Here is a 23,839-nt window from a genome sequence, read left to right as displayed (position 1 = left end):
CGTTCGCAGCCGTGGGTCAGGGAGCGTGCCCTAAGGTCCGGATGGTGGAGCCCTTGCTCGTGATCAAGAACAGCGACGCCGGCACCGCCGACGACGAGACGCTCGAGCGGGGCCTGGCCGTGCTGCGTGCCGAGACCTCCGTCGAGGTCGCCGGCACCTCCGACCCCGGTGAGCTCAACGGCGTGCTGCACCGCGCCGGCTCGCGGCCGATCATCGTGGCCGGCGGCGACGGCAGCATGCACGCGGTCGTCTCGGCGCTCCAGCGGCGACACGAGCTGACCGACCGGGTGCTCGGCTTGTTGCCCCTGGGCACCGGCAACGACTTCGCCCGGGGCAACGACATCCCGCTCGACATCGAGGGCGCCGCCCGCGTCGTCCTGGCCGGCCGACGACGCCGCCTCGACCTCATCGTCGACGAGGTCGGCGAGGTCGTGGTCAACCACGTGCACGTCGGCGCCGGCGCCCAGGCCAGCCGCCGCGCCGACCGGTGGAAGGGCCGCCTCGGCAAGCTCGGTGTCGGAAAGGTCAACCTCGGCAAGCTGGGCTACCCGATCGGCGCGGCCCTCGCCGCCGTCAAGCCGCCGTTCGTGCGTCTACGCGTCGAGGTGGACGGCGCGCTCGTCGTCGACGTCGACCAACCGGTGCTCATGGTCGCCGTGGGCAACGGGGCGGCCGTCGGCGGTGGCACCGAGCTCACGCCCGACGCAGACCCCGGCGACGGCAAGGCCGATGTCATGGTCTCGCGGTCGATCGGGCCGGTGGCGCGGCTGGGCTACGTGGCCGACCTGGTGCGCGGTCGACACCCCGAACGCGACGATGTCGTGTACCTGCGCGGCAGCACGGTCTCGGTGGCCGGCGAGCCGTTCCACTGCTCGGCCGACGGCGAGATCTACGGTCCGGAGCGGCACCGAACCTGGCGGGTCGAGGCTGGCGCCTACACGATGTTCGTGCCGTAGCCGACGCCCGGAGAGGTCACAGCCACCCGCGTTTGGCGGCCTCGGCGCCGGCCTGGAACCTCGACTCCGCGTCGAGCTCGCGCATCAGCTCGGCGATACGCCGACGCACGGTGCGCAGACTGACGCCGAGGCGCCGGGCGATCTGCTCGTCCTGAGCGCCGACGGCGAGCTCCTGCACCAGGAACCGGCGCATGTCGTCGGTCATCGTACCTCGGGTGGAGCCCTCGGCCATCGGCGTGGCCTGCGACCAGAGCAGCTCGAACCAGGCGGTGAGCGCCTCGACCCAGCCCTTCTGACGCACCAGTGAGCGGGGCTCGTCCATGTAGCCGAGCGGCTCGGGCAGGATCGCGTGCGTGGTGCCGATGATGAGCAGCCGGGTCGGCAGGGTGGGCAGCAGCCGGATCTCCTCGCCGACCGCGGAGCGCATCCGCACCGTGCGCGAAGCCTCCGTGGCCGCCCGCACCGGGTAGATCGCGCGCGAGCGGCGTCCGCGCGCGACCTGCTCGGCGATCACCTCGGCCATGGCGTCCTCGCGGGGCTCGCGGAACTGGTCGGGCCGCAGCCAGAGGAGGTCGCCGCTGCTCGCACGGATGAGCGCGGTCAGCAGCTCGACGGGGTTGCCGCCGGAACTGATCTCGCCGTCGACCGGCTCGACCCCCGTGACCGCGCCGGGGGCGGGTCGCACGTTGCTGGCGGTGAGGAACGGGATCGCGCGGGCCACCGCCTCCAGCCGCGCGTTGGTGGCCCGCACCGCCTCGGCAGACTCAGCGACCAGGTGCGCGGTGGCCTCGGCCGGGGTGGTGACGAAGACGCGGGAGTCCTCGATCCGCGCCAGCCCGGCGATCACCAGCGGCTCGATCTGGGCCATCAGCTCGTTCGGGGTCATCAGCAGTGCATGGGCGATGGAGACCATCTCGCGACCGGACTGGCCGAGCACCTGGTGGTAGAGCCGATCCGTGGCGCGGGAGTAGCCCAGGGCGGCGATCACGGACTCGGGCTGGGGCACCCGCAGAGGGTAGCGAGCCCCAGGCCCTTCGTGTGCCCTCGTGCGGGGGCGGTCCGGGCGCCCAGGCGCGGCGCTCGCTCCGGTAGCGTGCGGAACCATGTCACGACGCGGATCGAACGGTGCTCCCCAGACCCCCTCGGACTGGGTGACCCGGGCCGCCGACGACGCGATCCGGCACGCCGGTGGCGAGGAGGCCCTCACCGACGGCCGGATCGTGACCTGTGCCTCGGGCGCGAGCCCCTCCGGGCCCGTGCACCTGGGCAACCTGCGCGAGTTCCTCACGGTGCACTTCGTCGCCGAGGAGATCCGCCGCCGCGGCCTCCCGGTACGCCATCTGCACAGCTGGGACGACTACGACCGCTTCCGCAAGGTGCCCGCCGGCGTCGACGCCTCGTGGAGCGAGCACATCGGCCGCCCGCTCTCGGCCGTGCCCGATCCGTGGGGGTGCCACACCTCCTGGGCCGAGCACTTCAAGGAGCCGCTGGTCACCTCCCTGCGCGAGATGGGCGTCGAGATGGAGGAGGTGTCGCAGACCGAGGCCTACCGCGCCGGCCGCTACACCGAGCAGGTGCTGCACGCGATCCGGCATCGCGAGGACATCGAGCGCGTGCTGGCGCGGTACCGCACCAAGGCGGCGCCCGAGGCGGAGTCGGAGCAGGAGGCCGCCGCGCTGGCCGAGTCCGTCGCCGACGAGGACGACGAGCCGGGCGGGCAAGGCGAGCCGGGTGACCTCGCGCGCTTCCCGTACAAGCCCTACTGCCGCGACTGCGGACGCGACACGGTCACCCTCACCTCCTACGACGACGAGACCACCGACCTCTCCTACACCTGCACGGCCTGCCACTTCGAGGGCGTCACCAACGTCGCGACCCAGCCCGAGGGCAAGCTGGTGTGGAAGGTCGACTGGCCGATGCGCTGGTCGGTCGAGGGCGTCGACTTCGAGCCGGGCGGCGTCGACCACGCCAGCCCCGGCTCCAGCTACACGGTCGGCAAGGACATCGTGAAGCTCTACGACGGCCGCGCGCCGTCCTTCGTCGGGTACTCCTTCGTGGGGGCCGGCGGCCAGGTGAAGATGTCCTCCTCCGCCGGCGGGGTGCCCACCGCGGCCGACGCGCTGCGGATCCTCGAGGCACCGATCCTGCGGTGGCTCTACGTGCGCCGCCAGCCCAAACAGGCCTTCAACGTCGACTTCGGCCCCGAGATGGTGCGCCTCTACGACGAGTGGGACGCCCTGACCCGCAAGGTGGCCGACCCCGAGCGGCGCGACGCCCAGACGCTCGCCTTCGAGCGCGCGGCCGCCACCGCGGCGGCCGGCACGCTGCCGACGCCCGAGGTCGTCGTCCCGTTCCGGCTGCTGTCGTCGGTGGCCGACGTGACCGCGGGCAGCGCCGAGCTGATCGGACGCATCGTGAGCGACGTCGGGCACGAGCACGCGAGCATCGACCAGCTCCAGCCCCGCCTGGGCAAGGCGATGACGTGGATGAGCGAGTACGTGCCCGAGCACCAGCGCACCACCGTGCGCGAGCACCCGGACGCCGCCCGCCTGGCCGCGCTCGACGACGACGAGCAGCTGTGGCTGGCGCAGTTGCTCGACCGGCTGCCCGACACCCTCGAGCTCGAGCCCCTGACGTCCTTGATCTACGGCGTCCCGAAGCTGGGCCGCGGCCTGGGTCTCGACGACGACCCGACCGATCAGGTCAAGGCCGACCAGAAGGCGTTCTTCAAGCTGCTCTACAACCTGCTGGTCGACGCCGACCGCGGCCCGCGGCTACCCACGCTCTTCCTCGCACTGGGAGCCGAGAGGGTGCGCGAGCTGCTCACACCACCGCGCTGACGTCCGGCGCGTCGAGAGGCCGCCCGGCGGCGCGCCTCTCGCGGGTCAGCCCTCGAGACCGCCGAGCAGCGCCTGATAGGCCTCGGGGCTGGTCTCGGCGAGGAAGGTGGAGCACCGCTCCCACTCGTCGGTCTCGCCGATGTCGCGGGCGGCGAGAGCGAGCAGGGCCAGGCACATGAGGAAGCCGCGGTTGGGCTCGTGCGACCAGGGCACGGGTCCGTGCCCCTTCCAGCCGCTGCGTCGCAGCATGTCCAGCGAGCGGTGGTAGCCGACGCGCGCGTAGGCATAGACGGTGATGGGGTCGTCGGTCTCGCCCTCGGCCGACTGGCCGGCCATCGCGGCCCACGCGAACGGCGAGGCCGGGAAGATGCGGGCCACCTCGCGTCGGTCGACACCGGCCGACAACCGCTCCTGAGCGGGGTCCGGGGGCAGGTGCACGGGCGGGGGGCCGGCCATCAGGTCGCGTCCGATCTGAGTCATGGCTGTCATTGTGCCGGAGGGTGCGGGCCGCTGCTCGCGTGGCCGGTTCAGCGTGCGAGCGAGCGCGAGATGCTGCGCCCGGTCAGTTGCAGGGCCCCGACCAGGCGGGACCGATCGCGGCCGATCCGTGGCACCACCATGCCGAGCGCGGCCACCACCTCGTCGTCGGGTCCGCGCACCGGCACGGCGAGTGAGCAGGCGCCCAGACTCATCTCCTCGGCGGTCGTCGCGAAGCCGTCGCGGCGCACCCGCGTGAGCTGGCGCTCCAACACCCCGGGCTGCACCACGGTGTACGCCGTCACGCGGGTCAACGAGCCCAGCACCCGCGCCGCCACGTCGTCCGGCGCGTGGGCGAGCAGCACCTTGCCGACGCCCGTCGCGTGCAGCGGGAGCCGGGAACCGACCGTGCTGACCACGGGCACCGAGGCATTGCCGCGCAGCCGCGAGACGTAGAGCGCCTCGGTGTCCTCGCGCACCGCGAGGTGCACCGTCGCCCGGGTCACGGCGAACAGGTCGTGCAGGTGCGGCGAGGCGAGGTCGACGAGGTCGTCGTCGACCGGGGCCAGGAGCCCGACGTCCCACAGCCGGCGGCCGACGACGTAGCCGGCGTCGTCGAGACGACGCAGGGCGCCCCAGTCGACCAGCTCGCCCACCAGACGATGAGTGGTCGTGAGCGGCAACCCGGCCCGCTGGGCGAGCTCGCTCAACGACAGCGAGCGGTGGTCGGCGTCGAAGGCCCCGAGCAGGTCCAGCGCACGGCGGGTGACGCTGACGCCCGGTCGTGTGCTGCCACCTGCCATGACCCGAATGCTCCCACTGCACCGCCGCCCGGCGCGTCGCCGCGGCTCAGGGGGTGGTGGGCCACCCGGTGTAGCCCTCGGCGAGGTAGCGCCGGCCGGCCTCGGAGTCGACGAGCGTCTCGATCTCACCGATTGAGCGGCGCACGTCGAAGTCCACCTGCTCGGGGTCGCCGTCGGGGCGGTGCAGCATGGTGGTCATCCAGTAGGAGAAGTGCTGCGCCTTCCACACCCGCGCCAGGGCCCGCGCGGAGTAGTCGTCCAACGCCGGCATGGCGCCGCCCTGGCGCAGCGCGCGGGGCAGCTCCTGGGCCAGGATCTCGACGTCGCGCAGCGCGAGGTTGAGGCCCTTGGCGCCGGTGGGCGGCACGGTGTGCGCGGCGTCGCCCGCCAGCACGAGGCGGCCGTGGCGCATCGGCTCCTGGACGAAGCTGCGGAAGGGCAGCACGCTGCGCTCGACGATCGGGCCCTCGGCCAGCTCGAGCCCGTCGTGACCACTCACCCGCGCCTGGAGCTCGGCCCAGATCGCCTCGTCGGCCCACGTGTCGGGGTTCGCGTTCGGGTCGCACTGGAAGTACATCCGTTGGAGGGTCTCGGTGCGCGAGCTGATCAGCGCGAAACCGCGCTCGGAGTGGGTGTAGATCAATTCCTGCGACGACATCGGGGCCTCGGCGAGGATCCCGAACCAGGCGAACGGGTAGGTGCGGCCGAAGCGCCGGCGCTCACCCTTGGGCACCAGGTCGCGGCACATGCTGCGGGATCCGTCGGCGCCGACGACCACCTCGCAGGTCACCTCGCGGGCCTCCCCGCCCTGGGTGAAGCGCACCCGAGGGGTGGGCGTGGCGAGGCCGTCGACCTCGGTGTCGGTGACCTCGAAGAGCACCTCGCCGCCGTCGCGCTCCCGAGCGTCGGCCAGGTCGACGAAGACCTCGGTCTGCGGGTAGAGCCAGGTCGAGGCACCGGCGAGCCGCTGGAAGTCGATGCGGTGCGAGACTCCCCCCACGCGCAGGTTGATGCCCCGGTGCTCGTGGCCGTCGCGGTGCACGCGGTCGGAGACGCCGGTCTCGGCGAGCAGCCGCACGCTGCCCTGCTCGAGGATGCCAGCGCGGTGCGTGGCCTCGATCCGGGCGCGGCTGCGCGACTCCAGCACCAGCGACTCGACTCCCTCGCTGGCCAGCAGGTGCGAGAGCAGCAGACCCGCGGGACCTCCGCCGACGATCACGACCGGGACGGAGAGGGAGTGTGCAGGCTGCGCGGGCATGGGCGCACGCTAGGCCGCCGGCGTGTGCAACGGGAGCCCTTCTCTTCCGCTCAGCGGAAACGGACCGTGGAAGCATCGCCGAGCGGGGTTCTAGGTTGGCGTCCATGACCGGCACCTCCCCCGCGTGCAGCCAGGCGCAGATCGACGACGAGATCGCCTCCCTCGCGCTCGACTCGACGGCCGGCGAGGACCGTGACCCGGCCGGACTCCGAGGCGCCACCCGCCTGGACTACGCCCCCTACCGCTCCACCGTCCTGCGGCATCCGACCAAGGCCTTGCACCCAGCCGACCCCGAGGGGCTGGAGATGTGGTCGCCGGTCTTCTCCCACCGCGACGTCGCCGCGGTCGAGTCCGACCTCACCATCCATCCGCAGGGCGAGCCGATCGGCGAACGGATCCGGGTGACCGGGCGAGTCCTCGACGGCGACGGCCGACCGGTGCGCGGCCAACTGGTGGAGGTGTGGCAGGCCAACGCCGGCGGCCGCTACATCCATCAGCGCGACCAGCACCCCGCGCCTCTCGACCCGCACTTCACGGGCATGGGCCGCTGCCTCACCGACGAGGCGGGCCACTACTCCTTCACCACGATCAAGCCCGGGCCCTACCCCTGGCGCAACCACCTCAACGCCTGGCGGCCGGCCCACATCCACTTCTCGCTCTTCGGCACCGAGTTCGTGCAGCGGATCGTGACGCAGATGTACTTCCCGGGCGACCCGCTGCTCCCCCTCGACCCGATCTACCAGGGCATCGCCGACCGGGGCGACCGCGACCGGTTGGTCGCCTCCTACGCGCACGACCTCTCCGAGCCGGAGTTCCTCATGGGATACCGGTGGGACATCGTGCTCACGGGCGCCCACCGCACCCCTGCCGAGGAGACCTGATGACCCAGCCGACGACCCAGAGCGGGTCCGGCCTCGTGCCCACCGTCGGCCAGACCGTCGGCCCCTTCTTCCACGATGCCCTGCCCTGGCCCGGCGACCGGCATCTGGTGGCACCCGGCGACGCGGGCGCCGTCCGCCTCGCCGGACGCGTGCTCGACGGCGAGGGCGCGCCCGTGCCCGACGCGCTCGTCGAACTGTGGCAGGCCGGTGCCGACGGGCGTCCGGCCACCGCACCGGGCAGTCTGCGCCGCGACGGCCACACCTTCACCGGCTTCGGCCGCTGCGCCACCGACGAGGAGGGCTGGTGGTCCTTCACCACACTGCCCCCGGTCACCCCTCGTGGCGGCGCGGTGGCCTACGTCTCGCTGGCGGTCTTCGCCCGCGGCCTGCTCGACCGGCTGCTGACCCGGGCCTACCTGCCGGGCACGCCGGTCGACGGCACCAGCGGCGACGGCGTGCTCGACGGCGTCGCCGCCGATCGGCGTGCCACGCTGGTGATGGCCGCCGACGACCCGGGCTACCGATTCGACGTACGACTCCAAGGGGAGGGCGAGACCGTGTTCCTCTGCTGGCCACGAGACCCCCGCGCCGGTGGCCGATGACGCACGAAGCCGCTGCTGCGGCGTCCTCGCTGCTTCGACCCGGCGACCACCTGGCCGGCGACCTGATGTCGTCGGCCGCGCTGCTGCGCGCCATGCTCGACGTCGAACAGGCGTGGCTCGACGCCTTGGTGACTGCGGGCGTCGCGCCCGCCGCGGCCCGGGTCGAGGTGACCTCCCTGGCCGGTGCCGGCGACGTCGCGACGCTGGCGCAGGCGGCCGTCGCGACCGGCACCCCGGTGAGCGGGCTGGTCGCCCTGCTGCGCGAGCGCGCCGAGTCGCGGGGCGAGGTCGAGGCGGCTCGCTGGCTGCATCGCGGGTTGACCAGTCAAGACGTCGTCGACACCGCGCTCGTGCTCTGCCTGCGCGAGGCCGCGGCTCGCATCGCCCGAGCGCTCGACGAGCAGGTGGCCTCGCTCGCCCACCTGGTACGCGCCCACGTCTCGACGCCGATGCTCGGGCGCACCCTGACCCAGGCGGCCACGCCCACCACCTTCGGCCTCGTCGCCTCCGGCTGGCTGGCCGCGGTGCTCGACGCCGCCGACGACCTCGCCGCCGCGACCCGACGCGGCTGGCCGATCCAGGCGGGCGGAGCGGTCGGCACCTCGGCCGCGCTCCTGGAGCTCTGCGCGGGCGAGCGAGACCGCGCTGCCGCGGTGCTCGCCCACGCCGCCGATGCGCTCGAGCTGAGGCTGGTGACGCCGTGGCACACGGTGCGCACCCCGATCACCCGGGCCGGCGACGCCCTCGTACGTTGTGCCGATGCGTGGGGGCTGCTGGCCGGCGACGTGCTCCTACTCGGCTCGACCGACGTCGGCGAGGTCACCGAGGCCGACGGCGGTGGCAGCTCGACCATGCCGCACAAGTCCAACCCGGTGCGCGCCACGCTGCTGCGCAGGCTCGCACTGACGGCTCCCGGGCTGGCCTCGACCCTGCACGTCGCCGCCGGTCAGCAGGCCTCCCAGCGCGCGCCGGGCGCGTGGCATGCCGAGGCGGCCGTGCTCGCCGACCTCGCCCGGCAGGTGGCGGCGGGAGCCGAGTTGGCCACCGCCTTGGTGGGCTCCCTCGAGATCCATCCCGACGTCATGCGCGCTCACCTCGACGCCACCGCGGGGGTCGACTCCGAGCAGCGCGTGATGGCGGGGCTGGTCGGCCGCTCCCCCGGCGGCGCGGAGGGCTACCTGGGTCTGGCCGAGCACGCCTGCGCCCAGATCCTCGACCGAGCGACCGCACCGGAGGTGCCCTCATGACCGTCACCCTGGTCCGTCTCGGCGGACGGCCCCACCTGCCCCTGCTCGTGCTGGGCCCCTCGCTGGGCACCTCGGCACGGTCCCTGTGGGGAGACGTGGCGGCACGTCTCGCCGGAGACTTCCAGGTGGTCGGTTTCGACCTGCCAGGGCACGGCACCCACCACGGCGCCTACGCCGACCACGACGTCGCCTCGGGGCCGCCCACGCTGAGCATGGCCGCCCTGGCCCGCGATGTCCTCGACGCGGTCGACGTGCTGGCCGACACCCGGCCGGGGGCGCCGCCGGCGAGCTTCGACTACGCCGGCGACTCCGTGGGCGGCTGCGTCGGCCTGCAGTTGCTGCTCGACGCACCCGCGCGCGTGCGGTCGGCCGTGCTGCTCGCCACCGGGGCGCGCATCGGCACCCCGGAGTCGTGGGCCGAACGCGTCGAGACCGTGCTCGCCTCGGGCACTCCCGCTCTCGTCTCGACCTCGGCCGAGCGGTGGTTCGCGCCCGGCTTCCTCGAGCGCGACGGCGCCACCGGCTCGGCGCTGCTGCACGCCCTCGCCGATGCCGGCGACCTCGGCTACGCCGCCGTCTGCTCCGCGCTCGGCAGCTTCGACGTGAGAGAGCGGCTCGGCGAGATCGTCGCGCCCGTGCTCGCCGTGGCCGGCGCCGACGATCTGGTCACGCCCCCGGCCGGGCTGCGCGCGATCGCCGAGGGCGTGCGCGAGGCCTCCTACGTCGAGCTCGCCGACGCCGCCCACCTGCCGCCGGCCGAGCAGCCTGCCGAGGTGGCACGACTGGTGCGCAACCACGCCCTGGGCCTCCCCTTCGACCAGCCTCTCGACCAGCCTCTCGACCAGCCTCACGAGCGCCAGTCCGGCCAGAACCGGCCCAGCGAGCGCGACACGCTGAGCGTGGCCCAGGTGCGGGAGGCCGGCATGACGGTGCGCCGCGAGGTGCTCGGCGACGAGCACGTGGACCGGGCCGCTGGCCGCACGACCGGCTTCACCCGCGACTTCCAGGCCCTCATCACCGAGTACGCGTGGGGGTCGATCTGGACCCGCCCCGGCCTCGACCGCCGCTCCCGGTCGCTCATCACCCTGACCGCGCTGGTGGCCCGCGGGCACCACGAGGAGCTGGCCATGCACGTGCGCGCCGCGCGCCGCAACGGCGTCACCGTCGCGGAGATCGAGGAGCTGCTGTTGCAGACCGCGATCTACTGCGGCGTGCCCGACGCCAACACCGCCTTCAGGATCGCTCAGCAGGTGCTGGTCGATCTGGGCGACGTCGACGCCCCGGCCCAGACCCTCGAGGAACCCTCATGAGCCACGCCTTCGTCTACACCGCCGTCCGCACGCCCTTCGGCAGGTTCGGCGGCGCCCTCTCGGGCGTGCGCCCCGACGACCTGGCGGCCGCGTCGCTGGGAGCCGCCCTCGACCGCGTGCCCGGGCTCGACCGCGAGCGCATCGACGACATCGTGTGGGGCGACGCCAACGGCGCCGGCGAGGACAACCGCAACGTCGCTCGGATGGCGCTGCTCCTGGCCGGGGTGCCGACCACCGTGCCGGGCGTCACCGTGAACCGGCTCTGCGGCTCCTCGCTGGAGGCGGCCATCCAGGGCTCTCGGGCGATCGAGGCCGGTGACGCCGAGGTGGTCGTGACCGGTGGCGTGGAGTCCATGACCCGCGCGCCGTGGGTGCTGCCCAAGAGCGAGAAGGCGTTCCCCGCGGGCGACCTCACCGCCGTGTCGACGACGCTCGGGTGGCGGCTGGTCAACGACCGGATGCCCGCGGAGTGGACCGTCTCGCTGGGCGAGGCCAACGAGCAGCTCGGCGAGCTGTACGGCATCTCCCGCGAGCGACAGGACGAGTTCTCGGCCCGCTCGCATCGACTCGCCGACCAGGCGTGGGACGACGGGTTCTACGACGACCTCGTGGTGCCGGTCGAGGGCGCCGAGCTGTCGCGCGACGAGGGCATCCGGCCGGGCACGACGCCGGAGAGGCTCGCGGGCCTCACGCCCGTCTTCCGTCGCGACGGCACCATCACGGCGGGCAACGCCAGCCCGCTCTCCGACGGCGCGGCGACGGTGCTGCTGGGCAGCGAGGCCGCGGCATCGCGCTACGGCCTGGACCCCCTGGCCCGGATCGCCGGCCGCGGGGCGAGCGCGTGCGACCCGCAGCTGTTCGGCTTCGCTCCCGTCGAGGCCGCCCACCGGGCGCTGGCCCGCGCGGGCGTCGACTGGAGCGACGTCGGGGCGGTCGAGCTCAACGAGGCCTTCGCGGTGCAGTCGCTGGCCTGCGTCGACGCCTGGGCCAAGGACGGTCTGGACCCCGAGCTGGTCAACGCGCGCGGCGGGGCGATTGCGCTCGGCCACCCGCTCGGCGCCTCCGGGGCGCGGATCCTCGGCACCGTGGTGCAGCGACTGCGCGAGGAGCGCCAGCGCTGGGGCGTGGCCGCGATCTGCATCGGGGTCGGCCAGGCGCTGGCGGTCGTCGTCGAGAACCTCGACACCGAGGCCGGCGCGGGGACCGGCACGGGCACCGGCGCCGGCACGGGGCGGGCCGGCTGATGGGCGTGCAGGTGTGCGCCGACCACGACGAGGCGGTGGCCGACGTCCGCGATGGCTCGACCGTGCTCATCGGCGGGTTCGGTCTGGCCGGCATGCCGACACGGCTGATCGACGCGCTGATCCGGCAGGGGGCGCGCGACCTCACCGTGGTCTCGAACAACGCCGGCAACGGCGACACGGGGCTGGCTGCGCTGCTCGACGCTGGGCGGGTGCGGCGGATGATCTGCTCCTTCCCGCGTCAGCACGACTCCCACGTCTTCGATCGGCTCTACCGGGCCGGCGAGATCGAGCTCGAGGTGGTGCCCCAGGGCACGCTCGCCGAGCGCATGCGTGCCGCCGGCGCGGGCATCGGCGGGTTCTACTGCCGCACGGGCGTCGGCACGCTGCTGGCCGAGGGCAAGGAGACGCGCGAGATCGACGGCACGACCTACCTGCTCGAGAAGCCACTGCCCGGCGACATCGCCTTCATCAAGGCGCACGCGGCGGACCACGCCGGCAACCTCGTCTACCGCAAGACCGCCCGCAACTTCGGACCCGTCATGGCCACGGCCGCCCGGTGCACGATCGCCGAGGTCGGCGAGGTGGTCGCGCCCGGCGGTCTCGACCCGGAGGCCGTCGTCACCCCGGGCATCTACGTCGACCGGGTGGTGTCGGCATGAGCCTGCGGATCACCGACGCGCCCCGCTCGAAGGACGAGCTCGCCGCGGCCATCGCGGCCGACATCCCGGCCGGCGCATACGTCAACCTGGGCATCGGTCAGCCGACGCTCGTGGCCGACCACCTCCGCGACGACGGCGGCGTGGTGCTGCACACCGAGAACGGCATGCTGCACATGGGCCCGGCCGCCCACGGCGACGAGATCGACCCCGACCTCATCAACGCCGGCAAGGTGCCCGTCACCGAGCTGCCCGGGGCCTCGTACTTCCACCACGCCGACTCGTTCGCGATGATGCGCGGCGGCCACCTCGACGTCTGCGTGCTCGGCGCCTTCCAGGTCTCCGCGACGGGCGATCTGGCCAACTGGCACACCGGTGCCGACGACGCCATCCCCGCCGTGGGCGGCGCCATGGACCTCGCGGTCGGCGCCCGCAGCGTGTGGGTGATGATGACGTTGCGCACGCGCGAGGGCGCTCCCAAGCTCGTGCCCTCGTGCGCCTACCCGCTCACCGGCGTCGCCTGCGTCGACCGCGTCTACACCGACGTCGCCACCTTCGACCTCGCCGAGGGCGCCGTGACCGTCACGTCGCTGCACGGCGTCGCGCGAGGCGAGCTCGAGGCGCTGGTCGAGGTGCCGTTGCGGTTCGCGTGAGCGCCGCGGGCCCGGGGACGGCTGCTCGCGCGTAGCGGTGAGACACGCGTCGCCGTGCGGTTCGCCGCCGACTCGCCCTAACGATCGATCACCAACCGGGAGCACCCGGCCGCCGCGCGCGAGCAGCACACGAACAAGACGTCCATGGCCTCCTGCTCGGCGGGGGTGAGGATGCTGTCGCGGTGCTCCACGAGGCCCTCCACCAAGTCGGTCTCGCAGGTGCCGCAGGTGCCTTCGCGGCACGACGACAAGATGTCGACGCCGGCGCGCTCGAGCACGTCGAGGATCGACTCCTCGGTGCCGACGGCGAGCACGCGTCCGTCGGAGGTGAGCTCGACCTCGAAGGCCCCGCCGGGCGCGGCGGCGTCCTCGCGGGCGACGAAGCGCTCGACCGCGAGGGTGCCGGCGGGGAAGCTCGCGCACGCCTGCTCGACCGCGGCGAGCATCGACGCCGGCCCGCATGCGTGCACCCGCAGGCCGTCGCGGGGTGGACCGACGATGCGCCCGAGGTCGAGCAGGCCCTCTTCGTCCTCGGGGTGGACGACGACCTTGGCGTCGCCGTAGCGGCCGGCGAGTTCGTCGGCGAAGGCCATGCTCGCCCGCGAGCGCCCGCCGTAGTGCAGCACCCAGGGCACCCCGGCAGCCTCGGCCGCGGCGAGCATCGGGACCAACGGCGTGATGCCGATGCCGCCGGCGAGGAAGAGGTGACTCCGCGACGGCTCCCACGCGAACTGCTGCCGCGGGCCGCGCGCCGACACGACGTCGTCGGCGGCCAACCCGTCGTGCACGAAGGCCGAGCCGCCGCGCCCGTGCCGCTCGCGCAGCACCGCGATCTGCCATCGGGACCGGTCGGCCGGGTCGCCGCACAACGAGTACTGGCGCACCAGACCCTCGCCGAGCGTGAGCTCGACGTGGGCGCCCGGCTCCCAGGCCGGCAGGTCACCACCCTCGGCATCGGTCAGCACGAGTCGGCGGACTCCCTCGGCCGGGTGGTCGGTCGCCACGACCCGCAGCTTCAGCTCGACCTCGGTCACGAGCGATCCCCCTCCTCGTGGGTGTCCGGGTGGTCGAGCAGCCAGGTCCACAGCTCGATCGGATCCTCGGCCTCCTGCGACTCCCCGCACCAGCAGTACCCGACCAGCACGTCGGTGTGCAGCTTCCAGACCACGCGGTAGACGCGCTCGCCGCGCAGCATCCGGTGCGGCGCCGGGAGGTCGGCGCGCACCGAGGCGCTCGCCGTCCTCATGCCTCCACCAGGGCGCCGGCCTCTCGCTGCCTCTTCAGCATCCGCCGCGCAGCCAGGCCTCCGGTGTCGATGTTGATGCTCAGCTCCTGGTAGTTCTCCTTCTCCGACTCGACCACCACCTGGAGGACGTCGAGCGCCTCGACGTCTTGCAGCACCACCGTGCGGTTCGACTCGGCCAGGAACCGCGAGACCTCGGTGTCCTCGAGCGCGAAGTCGCGCGCCACCATCCAGAAGTCGTGGGTGGAGCGCTCGGTCTCGGGCGTGATCGCGTAGACGACCTCGACGCGGAAGGCCTGGTCGTCGGGCCGGCCCTCGACGGGGTCGGGCGTGCCGACCGGCGCGATCCGCGAGTGCAGCAGGTAGAGGCACGGCGGGTGGTACTCGATGTCCTGCCAGCGGGTGATGCGCCCTTCGATGCCGGTCGAGCGGGCGTAGAACGGCGGGCACGCCGCGTCGTCCATGTGCCGACTCACGTAGACGATGTGAGCGTCCTCGTCGACCTCGGTCGTGATGGGGGTCTCGGCCACCTCCGGGGTGCCGATGTGACCGCCGTGCAGGTAGGTCTCGTGCGAGAGGTCGAGGAGGTTGTCGACGAGCAGCTCGTAGCCGGCCGCCAACGACTCCATGCCGCGCACGGTCGTGTAGTCGGCGTGGTCGAGCCACGGCGCGCGCGGCAGCCGGTCGGTGTCGGCCCGCTCGGGGTCACCGATCCACACCCACACCAGCGAGTCCTGCTCCGCGACCGGCCACGACGGCACCCGGGCGCTGCGCGGGATCCGCTTCTGGCCCGGCGCGGCCACGCACGTGCCGGTGCGGTCGTAGGTGAAGCCGTGGTAGCCGCAGATCACCTGGTCGTCGACCAGCTGGCTCTTCGAGAGCGGGAACCGGCGGTGCACGCAGCGGTCCGCCAACGCCACGACCTCACCCTCGACGGTGCGGTAGAAGACCAGCGGCTCACCGCAGATCGTGCGCCCGAAGAGCTCGGCCTCGATGTCGCTGGAGTAGGCAGCGACGTACCACTGGTTCATCGGCCACGGCGGCGTGGGCTGGGTCATGGGTCTCCTCCTCGACGAGACGGTGTGGCCCGATGCTCGACAAGAGGCTGTGGCGACCGACACACTGTTTCCGACTAACGGAAGAGTTTTCATGCCGCGCAGCTCCGACGGTTCGCGTTCGCTCAGCACCCGCACCATGGACGTGCTCGGCGCCTTCGGCGCGGGCCACACCGCGCTCACCCTCTCCGAGCTCGCCCGCGCCGCGGACCTCTCCTTGACCACGACGCACCGCATCGCCCGCGATCTCGCGGCCTGGGGCGCCCTCGAGCGCAGCACCGGTGGCCGCTGGCGGGTCGGACTTCGCCTCTGGGAGGTCGCCGCCCACGCACCCCGGGCGTTGCCCCTGCGCGAGGCCGCCCTCCCGGCGATGGAGGATCTCTACGAGGCCACACACGAGAACGTGCAGCTCGCCGTCCGCGAGGGACTCGAGGTGGTCTGGCTGGAGCGGCTCACCGGACGCGGTTCGGTGCGCGTGCTGACCCGCGTGGGCGGTCGCTTCGCCCTGCACGCCACCGGCGTCGGACTGGTCCTGCTCGCCCATGCGCCCGCCAGCGTGCAGGACCAGGTGTTCGACGCACCCCTGCGACGCTGGACCGCCCAGACGATCACCGACCCCGTGCGCCTGCGCGCCCAGCTCGCCGAGATCCGCCGCACCGGCATCGCGGTCTCCGAGGGCCAGGTCACCGACGACGCCGTCTCCGTGGCCGCCCCCGTGCGCGACGGCGAGCAGGTGGTCGCGGCGGTCTCGGTGGTGATGCACAACGACGGTCCGCTCAGCGTCGCGGCGGTCGCCCCGGCCGTCCGCGCGACCGCGCGGGCGATCTCGCGTGCCCACACCCCGTAGGCTCGTGAGCCCGATCACACGGGAGAGAGCGCAGGCGAGACCATGACCGACACCGTGCTGTTGTCCATCGGCGGCCTCGACGCCGAGGCCACCGGCGGCCACACCTTCGAGCGGCACAACCCGGTCTCGCACGAGGTGGCGACCCGCGCCGCGGCCGCCGGTGCGGAGGACGCGATCGCCGCGGTCGAGGCCGCTGCCGCAGCCTTCCCGGCGTGGTCGCAGACGAGCCCAGCCGAGCGCCGCGCGCTGCTCGACGCCGCCGCCGCGACGCTGGAGGCGAAGGCGGACCAGTTCGCGGCGGCCACCCTCGCCGAGACCGGCGCCCCGGGGTACTGGGGCCACTTCAACGTAGACCTGGCCGCCGGCATGCTGCGCGAGGCGGCTGCGCTGACGACCCAGGTGCACGGTGAGACGATCCCCTCCAACGTGCCCGGAAGCCTCGCCATGGCCGTGCGCCAACCTGCGGGCGTGGTGCTCGGCATGGCCCCGTGGAACGCGCCCGTGATCCTGGGGGTTCGCGCCCTGGCCACCCCGCTGGCCGTCGGCAACACCGTGGTGTTCAAGGCGAGCGAGAAGTGCCCCCGCATCCACCGGCTCGTCGTCGACGCACTGCTGGAGGCGGGTCTGCCCGACGGCGTCGTCAACTTCGTGAGCCACTCAGCCGACGACGCGCCGGCCGTGGTGGAGGCGATGATCTCCCACCCCGCCGTCCGCCGGGTCAACTTCACCGGCTCGACGGCGGTCGGCCGGATCATCGGCCGGCTCTGCGGTGAGCACCTGACCCCGTGCGTGCTCGAGCTCGGCGGCAAGGCACCCCTGGTGGTGCTCGACGACGCCGACCTCGACGACGCGGTCGACGGCGCTGCCTTCGGCGCCTTCGCCAACTCCGGCCAGATCTGCATGTCGACCGAGCGGATCATCGTCGACGAAGCGGTCGCCGACGAGTTCGTACGACGTCTGGCCGCCAAGGCCACGGGCCTGCCGTACGGCGACCCGTCGGGTCAGGTCGTGCTGGGCTCGGTCATCGACGACTCCACGGTCGAGCGCTGCAACGAACTGCTCGACGACGCTCTCGCTCACGGCGCCACGCTCGTCGCCGGCGAGCGGGTCACCTCCACCCTGATGCCTGCCACCTTGCTCGACGGCGTCACCCCCGCGATGCGGATCTGGAGCGAGGAGTCCTTCGGCCCGGTGAAGTCGATCCGCCGCGTGCGCGGCGTCGAGGAGGCCATCGAGGCCGCCAACGACACCTCCTACGGCCTCTCGGCCGCGGTGTTCGGCGCAGACGCCGCCCGCGCACTGGAGGTGGCCGGCCGCATCGAGTCCGGCATCTGCCATGTCAACGGGCCCACCGTGCACGACGAGCCGCAGATGCCCTTCGGCGGCGTGAAGGCGTCGGGTTGGGGGCGGTTCGGCGGTCTCGCCGGCGTGCACGAGTTCACCGACCTGCGCTGGATCACCGTGCAGACCGGGCAGCGGCACTACCCGTTCTGACCGCCCTGGGCGTCAGCCCAGCGTCGCGCCCGCCGAGCGCAGGTTCTCGCAGGCCTCGACGACGCGCGCCGCCATGCCCGCCTCGGCGGCCTTGCCCCACGCGCGCGGGTCGTAGGCCTTCTTGTTGCCGACCTCGCCGTCGACCTTGAGCACGCCGTCGTAGTTGCTGAACATGTGGTCGGCGACGGGGCGGGTGAAGGCGTACTGGGTGTCGGTGTCGACGTTCATCTTCACCACGCCGTAGTCGACGGCGTCGGAGATCTCCTGCGCCGAGGAGCCCGAGCCGCCGTGGAAGACGAGATGGAAGGGCTTGGAGCCGGCGTCGAGGCCGAACTCGCCGACGACGGCCTCCTGGGCAGCCCTGAGCACCTCGGGGCGCAGCTTCACGTTGCCCGGCTTGTAGACGCCGTGCACGTTGCCGAAGGTCAGCGCGGTCATGTAGTAGCCGCGGTCGCCGTAGCCGAGCGCCTTGGCGGTGGCGATGGCGTCCTCGGGGGTGGAGTACAGCTTCTCGTTGATCTCGTTCTCGACGCCGTCCTCCTCGCCGCCGACGACGCCCACCTCGATCTCGAGCACGATCTTGGCGGCGATGCACTTCTCGAGCAGCTCCGAGGCGATGGAGAGGTTCTTGTCGAGCGGCACGGCCGAGCCGTCCCACATGTGCGACTGGAACAGCGGCGCCTGACCGTTCTTCACGCGCTCGGCCGAGAGTGCGAGCAGCGGGCGCACGAACCCGTCGAGCTTGTCCTCTGGGCAGTGGTCGGTGTGCAGCGCGATGTTCACCGGGTAGCTCTTGGCGACCTCGGCGGCGTAGGCGGCGAAGGCCACGGAGCCCGACACCATGTCCTTGATGCTGGGGCCGGAGAGGTACTCCGCGCCGCCCGTGGAGATCTGGATGATGCCGTCGGAGCCGGCGTCGGCGAAGCCCTTCAGTGCCGCGTTGAGGGTCTGGGACGACGACACGTTGATCGCGGGGAACGCGTAGGCGTTGCCCTTCGCGGCGTCGAGCATCTCGGCGTACTTCTCGGGGGTGGCGATGGGCACTGCTTCTCCTCGGGGCGCGCTGCTGCGGTGGAGCCGGTCCGGTGGCTCGGGGTCACCCTAACCGCGGCTGTCAGGCTGGGGGTATGGACCGATGCCCCACCTGGACGACCAGCAGCCGCAGCACCCTGGCGACCGCCTCGCCTGACGAGGCGTGGTCGATCGTGGCCGGGGCAGGACCGGGCGCTCACTGGTACCTCGACGCGGCGCCGTTCGTCGTGCGCGGCGTGCTGGATCGCCTGGTCGGAGGGGCGGGGCGACGCTGGCCCGCACCCGATCGACCGCTCCTCGAGCCGGGCGACACGGCCGGCTTCTGGCAGGTCGAGGAGGCGGACGTCGACCTCGGCCTGGTGCTGCGTGCCGACGTCCGTGCGCCCGGCACCGTCCGGCTGCACACCCGCGTGCGCCAGGAGGACGCCGGGTGCCGGCTCGAGCAGACGGTCACGCTCGACCCGCGCGGGTTGCTCGGGCTGGGCTACCTCCTCGCCGATCTCCCGGCGCGCGAGGTGGTCATCGAGCTGACCCAGCGGCGGCTCCTGGCTGATCTGGCAACGATCCGGTGACGAGTCGGTCGCCGGGTGGACAGCGCGGGCCGATCGACTTTACGTTCTGCACGTCTCAGCCCTTTCTCAGAAGGTTCTCGATGTCTCCCACCACCCACCGGCTCGCTCCGGCGCTCGGGCTCACCGCGCTGTTGATCTCCCTGCTCGTCGCCCTCACGCCGTCCGCCGCTCGCGCCGACGACCCGCCGGCCGACCCCGACCCCATGGCCGGCGCCCCCACCGTGGGCACCTGCAGCCGGATGACCTTCGACGAGGCCACCCAGTACTCCGCACCCGACGCGACCTACGACTGCACCACCCGGCACACCACCAAGATCGTCGCGCTCGGCACGCTGCCCGACGGCGTCTCGTGGGACCAGCCCGCCAAGGTCAAGGCTGCTGTAGGCGAAGCCTGCGGCCCTGCCTGGCAGGAGTTCAGCGGCACCGACCCGCTTCGGTTCACCCGTTCGCTTCTCACCGGGTGGTGGTTCGCCCCGAGCCAGGAGCAGCAGGACGCCGGCGCACGCTGGATCCGCTGCGACGAGTCCCTGACTGCCGGCCAGAAGCTGGTGACGGTCAAGACCAAGGCCTACGCGAAGGTCACCAAGCGGGCTATCCCGAACAGCGTCGGCCGCTGCGTCACCAGCAAGTACGCCTACACGCTGTGCAGCGCGCCCCACGCCTGGAAGCACACCGGCGCCTTCTACGCCAAGAAGGTCTCCGACAACCAGGCCAAGGGACAGAAACAGCTGGAGCGCAAGGCCAAGAAGGGTTGCCCCTCGCGGGTGAAGGGCAACAGCTACGTGTGGTCGCAGCACTATCGGGGCCACCACACCTACGTGATCGTCTGCTACTCCAAGGACTGAGAAGACGAGGCCTTCTTCCCAGGGGCCGTGCACTCCGTGACAACCGGAGGGCACGGCCCCTCCGTCTTCATGGGCGAGACCGACTCTCCCGACGAGGTGGACCCATGAACCCCAACGACCTGCACGACCGTTTCGAGCGCACGCTCACCGACCAGCGGCCACCCACTCCTGATGTGGCAGACCTGCTCGACGACGGACACCGCGCCCTGCGCCGCCGACGACTGCTCGCCACGGCGGGCGGCACGACGGCGACCCTCGCCGCGGCTGCCGTGGTCGGCGTCCTGACCGTCGGCGGCACCCCCACCGCCCAGGAGGCACCCGTAGCCGGCTCGCCCGCGGCGCCCAGCTCCAGCGCGTCCGCCCCCGGTCCGATGGCCGGCGTGCGCTTCGACCCGCCGAGCGAGAAGGTGATCACCGAGGCGAACGCGGCCGTGACGATGGGCGACGACGGGAAGGTCGACGTCGAGCAGGGCCACCTGGTCGTCGAGACGCGGCGACCTACCCCCAACCCCGACGGGCTGGAAGGTCTCGCCACCGTCTACCGCCACCACCTCTACTTCCATCTGCTCGGACCGGACGGGAGTGGCGTGTTCCAGTGGATCGGCGACCCGTCGCTCAGCCTCACCGTGTGGATGCGGGCCCAGACCCAGGCGATGGGCGACACCGGCGGCACCGATTCCGATTCGACCACGATCGGCCCGCCGGTCATGCCGGAGGCCGTTGACGCCCGCTGGGTACGCTTCGTCGGCGACACCGAGGAGCTCGAGGCGACCGACGGTGCGCGCATCGTCGAGCAACGCCCCGGCGTGTTCGTCGGCAGCCGCTGGGCGGAGAAGACCGACAACACCGCGGCCGCGGTCGTCGAGACGAGCGACGGCACGCGCTACTTCGTGCTGGCACGCAGCTTCGACGGCAAGGCCGGCCAGTACATCGGCGTGCGTGCCTCCGACGTCGATGCCGCGGACGGTGGCGAGCCGACGCTGGACGACTTCCTCACCCTCGCCACCAGCCGGTACACCCCCGGCGAGAGCGGCACCTCGGAGGGACTCCGGTGAAGCGTGCCGAACGCGACGCGGCGTTCACCGAGTTCGTCGCCGCGCACCGGCGCCGACTGCGTGGCCTCGCCTTCGGGCTGTGCGGAGACTGGCACGCGGCCGACGATCTCGTGCAGACCGCGCTCGTGAAGCTCTACACCGCGTGGCCGCGCGCCACCCGAGAGGGCAAGGAGCTGGCCTACACCCGGCAGATCCTGGTGCGCTCGGCCATCGACGAGTCGCGGCGTCCGTGGCGACGCGAGCGCACCGGGCTGCCGAGCGGCGACCGCCCCGCGCCGTCGGAGCCGAGCGTGGAGGAGCGCGACGAACTGCTCACCGCCCTGGCCACACTGCCCCGCATGCAACGAGCCGTCGTGCTGCTGCGGCACTGGCTCGACCTCCCGGTCAGCGACGTGGCGCGTGAGCTCGGCATCAGCGAGGGCACGGTCAAGAGCCACAGCAGCCGGGGGCTGGCGGCGCTCGGCGTGACGCTGGAACCGGCCGACACCGCCTGAGCCGGACTCGGGATGAGTCTCGCCGACCGGCCCGACACGCTCGAGGTGGCGCTGCACCTCGCGGAGTCCTGACGAACCGCCTCCTGACGATCAGGTGTCTGACAACCTGGGGCGTCCGGGCTGCGTATCACCAGTACGCAACCCCGGAAGGCACCCACGATGAACGACCTCCACGACCAGATCGACGCCTCGTTCGGCGTCGGACCCACGCTGCCCGACGCCGCCCAGCGGGTGGCGCTCGGACGCCGCACGCAGCGCCGCCGCCGCGTGGCCGCCGCCGCGGGCGGGCTGGGCGTCGCGGCCGTGCTCGGCGTGACGTTCGCCCTCACCGGGCCGGGCGGCAGCACCCGCGCCGACGACCTGGTGGCGACCTCACCGGCGTCCGCGTCGGCCTCACCCTCGACCTCGTCGAGCCCCTCCGACGCACCCGCCGGCGGCTGGGAGGACGGCGAGCAGGTGCGCTATCGCGACGGTGACCTCGAGGTGCGGCCCGGCGTGACGGTGGTACGGACCATCGAGAACCCCTACGCCCGCACGGCCCCGGCGCTCTCGCGGGCCTACGTGCTCGAGGAGGACGGCCAGCGCTCCTGGCTGATCGCCGACGCCGACGACACCGGCGACCTCGGCTACCAGGCGAGCGTCCCGATGCCCCACCGCACCTTCGCGGAGTGGGTCGACCAGCAGGCCGAGGGCGAGAACGCCTCACGGTTCCCGGCGACGATGCGGCTCGCCGACGACGGATCGGTCGTTCCGCGCACCGGCGTCACGGTGGTGCAGCGAGCCGATGGAGTCGACCTGGCCCTGGCCGAGACCGGCGACACCACGGGCGCGGCGATCGTCACGGTCGCCTCGAAGCCGGGACGCGACTACTTCGTGGTCTGGACGCTGCGCGACGGCACGTTGGAGGTGTTCACGGCACCTCCGGGCGATCTGGTCGGCGCGACGTTCGAGCAGTGCCTGAACTACGCCCGCGATGGAGTCGGCCCGTTCCACCTGACGACGAGCGAGTCCCTCCCGACGGCGGGGGTCGCCTGATGAGCCTCAGCCGCCGAGCCGCGCGTGAAGCCGACTACGCGGAGTTCGTGGCCGACCGCCAACAGCACCTGCTGCGCATCGCCTACGCGGTGTGCGGCGACTGGCACGGCGCCGAGGATCTGCTCCAGACCAGCCTGGTCAAGCTCTACCTGGCCTGGCACCGGGTGCACCGCGACGGTCGAGAGGAGGCCTACACCCGGCAGATCATCGTGCGCACCCACATCAGCGACACCCGGCGTCCGGTCTTCAAGCGCGAGCGCGCCGGCCTCGAGGGGTGGGACGCCGCCGCGCGCGGCGACCTGGCCTACGAGGAGCGGTCGGCCCTGTTCGACGCCCTCCAGCAACTGCCCGAGATGCAGCGCAAGACCGTGCTGCTGCGCTACTGGCTCGGCCTCTCGATCGCCGAGGCCGCGGCAGACCTGGGCATCGGCGAGGGCACGGTGAAGAGCCACGCGAGCCGCGGCCTCGATGGCCTGCGCACAGTGCTCGATCCGGTGGACGCCGCCGCGCTGGAGCGGTGAGCGTCAGCCGCGCCAGGCGGTGTCACCGCAGAGGTCGGCGTGCTGCACCACCCAGGTGTGCATGGCGATCGCGGCCGCGGCCGAGGCGTTGATCGAGCGGGTCGAGCCGAACTGGGCGATGGAGAAGGTGGCGTCGCACACCTCGCGGGCCCGCTCGGAGAGACCCGGGCCCTCTTGCCCGAAGAGGAAGCACACCCGCTCGGGCACGGCCATGGTCTCCAGATGCAGCGAGCCGGGCAGGTTGTCGACGCCGTGCAGCGGCACCGGACCCTCGGGCAGCGCCGCGAGGTAGTCGTGCAGCGCGGGCACGTCGGCGTGGTGGCGCACATGCTGGTAGCGGTCGGTGACCATCGCCCCGCGCCGGTTCCACCGGCGGTTGCCGACGATGTGCACCTCGGCAGCCAGGAAGGCGTTGGCACTCCGCACGATCGTGCCGATGTTGAAGTCGTGCTGCCAGTTCTCGATGGCCACGTGGAAGCCGTGACGCCGGGAGTCGAGATCGGCCCGGATCGCCTCCATCGTCCAGTATCGGTACCGGTCGACGACGTTGCGCCGGTCGCCGCTGCGCAGCAGGTCGGCGTCCCACTGGTCGCCCTGCGGCCACTCGCCGGGCCACGGCCCGAGACCGACCTCCGCCGGGCCGTGCGGCATCGGGTCGTACGGCGCACGCGGCTGCACGCCGTCCGTCTCGCCGTGCGTCTCGTCGTCCACGGGGTAGG

General features: G+C 72.8%; 26 protein-coding genes. 17 read left to right on the top strand and 9 right to left on the bottom strand.

Going from position 1 to position 23,839, the window contains the following annotated elements; genetic code table 11:
• The first annotated feature begins 44 nt into the window (after positions 1-44).
• Positions 45-956, top strand: coding sequence for a diacylglycerol/lipid kinase family protein (locus tag ISG29_RS06530; RefSeq protein WP_328828220.1), 912 nt, complete (start codon positions 45-47; stop codon positions 954-956).
• A 16-nt stretch (positions 957-972) separates the two neighbouring features.
• Here ISG29_RS06530 and ISG29_RS06525 read toward each other — a convergent pair whose 3' ends face one another.
• The gene (locus ISG29_RS06525) at positions 973-1,962 is read right to left on the bottom strand and encodes a helix-turn-helix transcriptional regulator (RefSeq protein WP_328828217.1); all 990 of its coding nucleotides are present in this window, start codon (positions 1,960-1,962) and stop codon (positions 973-975) included.
• Positions 1,963-2,059: 97 nt separating this feature from the next.
• Here ISG29_RS06525 and lysS point away from each other — a divergent pair, with 97 nt between their 5' ends.
• Positions 2,060-3,796: a lysine--tRNA ligase gene (gene lysS, locus ISG29_RS06520; RefSeq protein WP_194502567.1), complete on the top strand. Its 1,737-nt coding sequence runs from the start codon at positions 2,060-2,062 to the stop codon at positions 3,794-3,796.
• Positions 3,797-3,841: 45 nt separating this feature from the next.
• On the opposite strand, the gene ISG29_RS06515 is transcribed toward lysS, so the two are convergent.
• From ISG29_RS06515 to ISG29_RS06505, 3 genes are read right to left on the bottom strand one after another with little or no spacing between them, the layout of a single operon-like run.
• Complete coding sequence (locus tag ISG29_RS06515) at positions 3,842-4,276, bottom strand: DUF3151 domain-containing protein (protein ID WP_194502566.1); 435 nt, start codon at positions 4,274-4,276, stop codon at positions 3,842-3,844.
• A gap of 47 nt (positions 4,277-4,323) precedes the next feature.
• Entirely contained in the window at positions 4,324-5,076 is a 753-nt protein-coding gene (locus ISG29_RS06510) for an IclR family transcriptional regulator (protein ID WP_194502565.1), read from the bottom strand.
• Between the two features lie 46 nt (positions 5,077-5,122).
• Positions 5,123-6,334, bottom strand: a complete 1,212-nt coding sequence (locus tag ISG29_RS06505; RefSeq protein ID WP_194502564.1) for a 4-hydroxybenzoate 3-monooxygenase — start codon at positions 6,332-6,334, stop codon at positions 5,123-5,125.
• Positions 6,335-6,438: 104 nt separating this feature from the next.
• Between ISG29_RS06505 and pcaH the strand changes: the two genes are divergently transcribed.
• The 7 genes from pcaH to ISG29_RS06470 are packed head-to-tail and all read left to right on the top strand — an operon-like array spanning position 6,439 to position 12,927.
• A complete protein-coding gene (pcaH, locus tag ISG29_RS06500) occupies positions 6,439-7,215 on the top strand; it encodes a protocatechuate 3,4-dioxygenase subunit beta (RefSeq protein ID WP_194502563.1) in 777 nt (258 codons plus the stop codon).
• Entirely contained in the window at positions 7,215-7,817 is a 603-nt protein-coding gene (pcaG, locus tag ISG29_RS06495) for a protocatechuate 3,4-dioxygenase subunit alpha (RefSeq protein ID WP_194502562.1), read from the top strand. Before pcaH ends, pcaG begins: the two co-directional genes overlap by 1 nt.
• On the top strand, positions 7,814-9,064 hold the full coding sequence (locus tag ISG29_RS06490; protein ID WP_207792816.1) for a lyase family protein: 1,251 nt from the start codon (positions 7,814-7,816) through the stop codon (positions 9,062-9,064). Before pcaG ends, ISG29_RS06490 begins: the two co-directional genes overlap by 4 nt.
• Positions 9,061-10,374 (top strand): bifunctional 3-oxoadipate enol-lactonase/4-carboxymuconolactone decarboxylase PcaDC, encoded by a 1,314-nt coding sequence (gene pcaDC / locus ISG29_RS21930; protein WP_194502561.1) that lies wholly within the window; start codon positions 9,061-9,063, stop codon positions 10,372-10,374. The genes ISG29_RS06490 and pcaDC overlap by 4 nt, the downstream gene beginning before the upstream one ends.
• The gene (locus tag ISG29_RS06480) at positions 10,371-11,618 is read left to right on the top strand and encodes a thiolase family protein (RefSeq protein WP_194502560.1); all 1,248 of its coding nucleotides are present in this window, start codon (positions 10,371-10,373) and stop codon (positions 11,616-11,618) included. Before pcaDC ends, ISG29_RS06480 begins: the two co-directional genes overlap by 4 nt.
• Positions 11,618-12,277: a 3-oxoacid CoA-transferase subunit A gene (locus ISG29_RS06475; RefSeq protein ID WP_194502559.1), complete on the top strand. Its 660-nt coding sequence runs from the start codon at positions 11,618-11,620 to the stop codon at positions 12,275-12,277. Before ISG29_RS06480 ends, ISG29_RS06475 begins: the two co-directional genes overlap by 1 nt.
• A complete protein-coding gene (locus tag ISG29_RS06470) occupies positions 12,274-12,927 on the top strand; it encodes a 3-oxoacid CoA-transferase subunit B (protein ID WP_194502558.1) in 654 nt (217 codons plus the stop codon). The genes ISG29_RS06475 and ISG29_RS06470 overlap by 4 nt, the downstream gene beginning before the upstream one ends.
• Before the next feature lie 77 nt (positions 12,928-13,004).
• Here ISG29_RS06470 and ISG29_RS06465 read toward each other — a convergent pair whose 3' ends face one another.
• From ISG29_RS06465 to ISG29_RS06455, 3 genes are read right to left on the bottom strand one after another with little or no spacing between them, the layout of a single operon-like run.
• The gene (locus tag ISG29_RS06465; protein ID WP_194502557.1) at positions 13,005-13,961 is read right to left on the bottom strand and encodes a PDR/VanB family oxidoreductase; all 957 of its coding nucleotides are present in this window, start codon (positions 13,959-13,961) and stop codon (positions 13,005-13,007) included.
• On the bottom strand, positions 13,958-14,173 hold the full coding sequence (locus ISG29_RS06460; protein ID WP_194502868.1) for a hypothetical protein: 216 nt from the start codon (positions 14,171-14,173) through the stop codon (positions 13,958-13,960). The genes ISG29_RS06465 and ISG29_RS06460 overlap by 4 nt, the downstream gene beginning before the upstream one ends.
• Complete coding sequence (locus tag ISG29_RS06455) at positions 14,170-15,228, bottom strand: aromatic ring-hydroxylating dioxygenase subunit alpha (RefSeq protein WP_194502556.1); 1,059 nt, start codon at positions 15,226-15,228, stop codon at positions 14,170-14,172. The genes ISG29_RS06460 and ISG29_RS06455 overlap by 4 nt, the downstream gene beginning before the upstream one ends.
• A 91-nt stretch (positions 15,229-15,319) precedes the next feature.
• On the opposite strand from ISG29_RS06455, the gene ISG29_RS06450 reads away from it, so the two are divergent.
• Together ISG29_RS06450 and ISG29_RS06445 are read left to right on the top strand one after the other, a co-directional pair.
• Positions 15,320-16,072, top strand: coding sequence for an IclR family transcriptional regulator (locus ISG29_RS06450; protein WP_194502555.1), 753 nt, complete (start codon positions 15,320-15,322; stop codon positions 16,070-16,072).
• A gap of 42 nt (positions 16,073-16,114) precedes the next feature.
• Positions 16,115-17,566, top strand: coding sequence for an aldehyde dehydrogenase (locus ISG29_RS06445; RefSeq protein WP_194502554.1), 1,452 nt, complete (start codon positions 16,115-16,117; stop codon positions 17,564-17,566).
• A 12-nt stretch (positions 17,567-17,578) separates the two neighbouring features.
• Here the strand turns inward: ISG29_RS06445 and fbaA are convergent, their stop codons facing one another.
• On the bottom strand, positions 17,579-18,610 hold the full coding sequence (fbaA, locus tag ISG29_RS06440; protein WP_194502553.1) for a class II fructose-bisphosphate aldolase: 1,032 nt from the start codon (positions 18,608-18,610) through the stop codon (positions 17,579-17,581).
• Between the two features lie 83 nt (positions 18,611-18,693).
• Here fbaA and ISG29_RS06435 point away from each other — a divergent pair, with 83 nt between their 5' ends.
• The 6 genes from ISG29_RS06435 to ISG29_RS06410 all read left to right on the top strand — a co-directional run bounded on the left by ISG29_RS06435 (position 18,694) and on the right by ISG29_RS06410 (position 23,120).
• Positions 18,694-19,170, top strand: a complete 477-nt coding sequence (locus ISG29_RS06435; RefSeq protein ID WP_194502552.1) for a DUF2867 domain-containing protein — start codon at positions 18,694-18,696, stop codon at positions 19,168-19,170.
• 80 nt (positions 19,171-19,250) lie between these two features.
• Positions 19,251-20,015 (top strand): septum formation family protein, encoded by a 765-nt coding sequence (locus ISG29_RS06430; protein WP_194502551.1) that lies wholly within the window; start codon positions 19,251-19,253, stop codon positions 20,013-20,015.
• 104 nt (positions 20,016-20,119) lie between these two features.
• Positions 20,120-21,070 carry a hypothetical protein gene (locus tag ISG29_RS20715; protein WP_194502550.1) on the top strand — a complete coding sequence of 317 codons (951 nt, stop codon included), beginning with the start codon at positions 20,120-20,122 and terminating at the stop codon, positions 21,068-21,070.
• Positions 21,067-21,564 (top strand): SigE family RNA polymerase sigma factor, encoded by a 498-nt coding sequence (locus ISG29_RS20710; RefSeq protein ID WP_194502549.1) that lies wholly within the window; start codon positions 21,067-21,069, stop codon positions 21,562-21,564. Before ISG29_RS20715 ends, ISG29_RS20710 begins: the two co-directional genes overlap by 4 nt.
• 159 nt (positions 21,565-21,723) lie before the next feature.
• On the top strand, positions 21,724-22,599 hold the full coding sequence (locus tag ISG29_RS06415) for a hypothetical protein (RefSeq protein ID WP_194502548.1): 876 nt from the start codon (positions 21,724-21,726) through the stop codon (positions 22,597-22,599).
• Positions 22,599-23,120 carry a SigE family RNA polymerase sigma factor gene (locus ISG29_RS06410; protein WP_194502547.1) on the top strand — a complete coding sequence of 174 codons (522 nt, stop codon included), beginning with the start codon at positions 22,599-22,601 and terminating at the stop codon, positions 23,118-23,120. The genes ISG29_RS06415 and ISG29_RS06410 overlap by 1 nt, the downstream gene beginning before the upstream one ends.
• A 3-nt stretch (positions 23,121-23,123) precedes the next feature.
• On the opposite strand, the gene ISG29_RS06405 is transcribed toward ISG29_RS06410, so the two are convergent.
• The gene (locus tag ISG29_RS06405) at positions 23,124-23,771 is read right to left on the bottom strand and encodes a TrmH family RNA methyltransferase (RefSeq protein ID WP_194502832.1); all 648 of its coding nucleotides are present in this window, start codon (positions 23,769-23,771) and stop codon (positions 23,124-23,126) included.
• Between the last annotated feature and the right edge of the window lie 68 nt (positions 23,772-23,839).

The organism is Nocardioides acrostichi (genome assembly GCF_015319165.1).
Classification (GTDB): domain Bacteria; phylum Actinomycetota; class Actinomycetes; order Propionibacteriales; family Nocardioidaceae; genus Nocardioides; species Nocardioides acrostichi.
The sequence above is the reverse complement of the archived record's forward strand: the minus strand, read 5'-3'. Positions and strand labels throughout refer to the sequence as shown.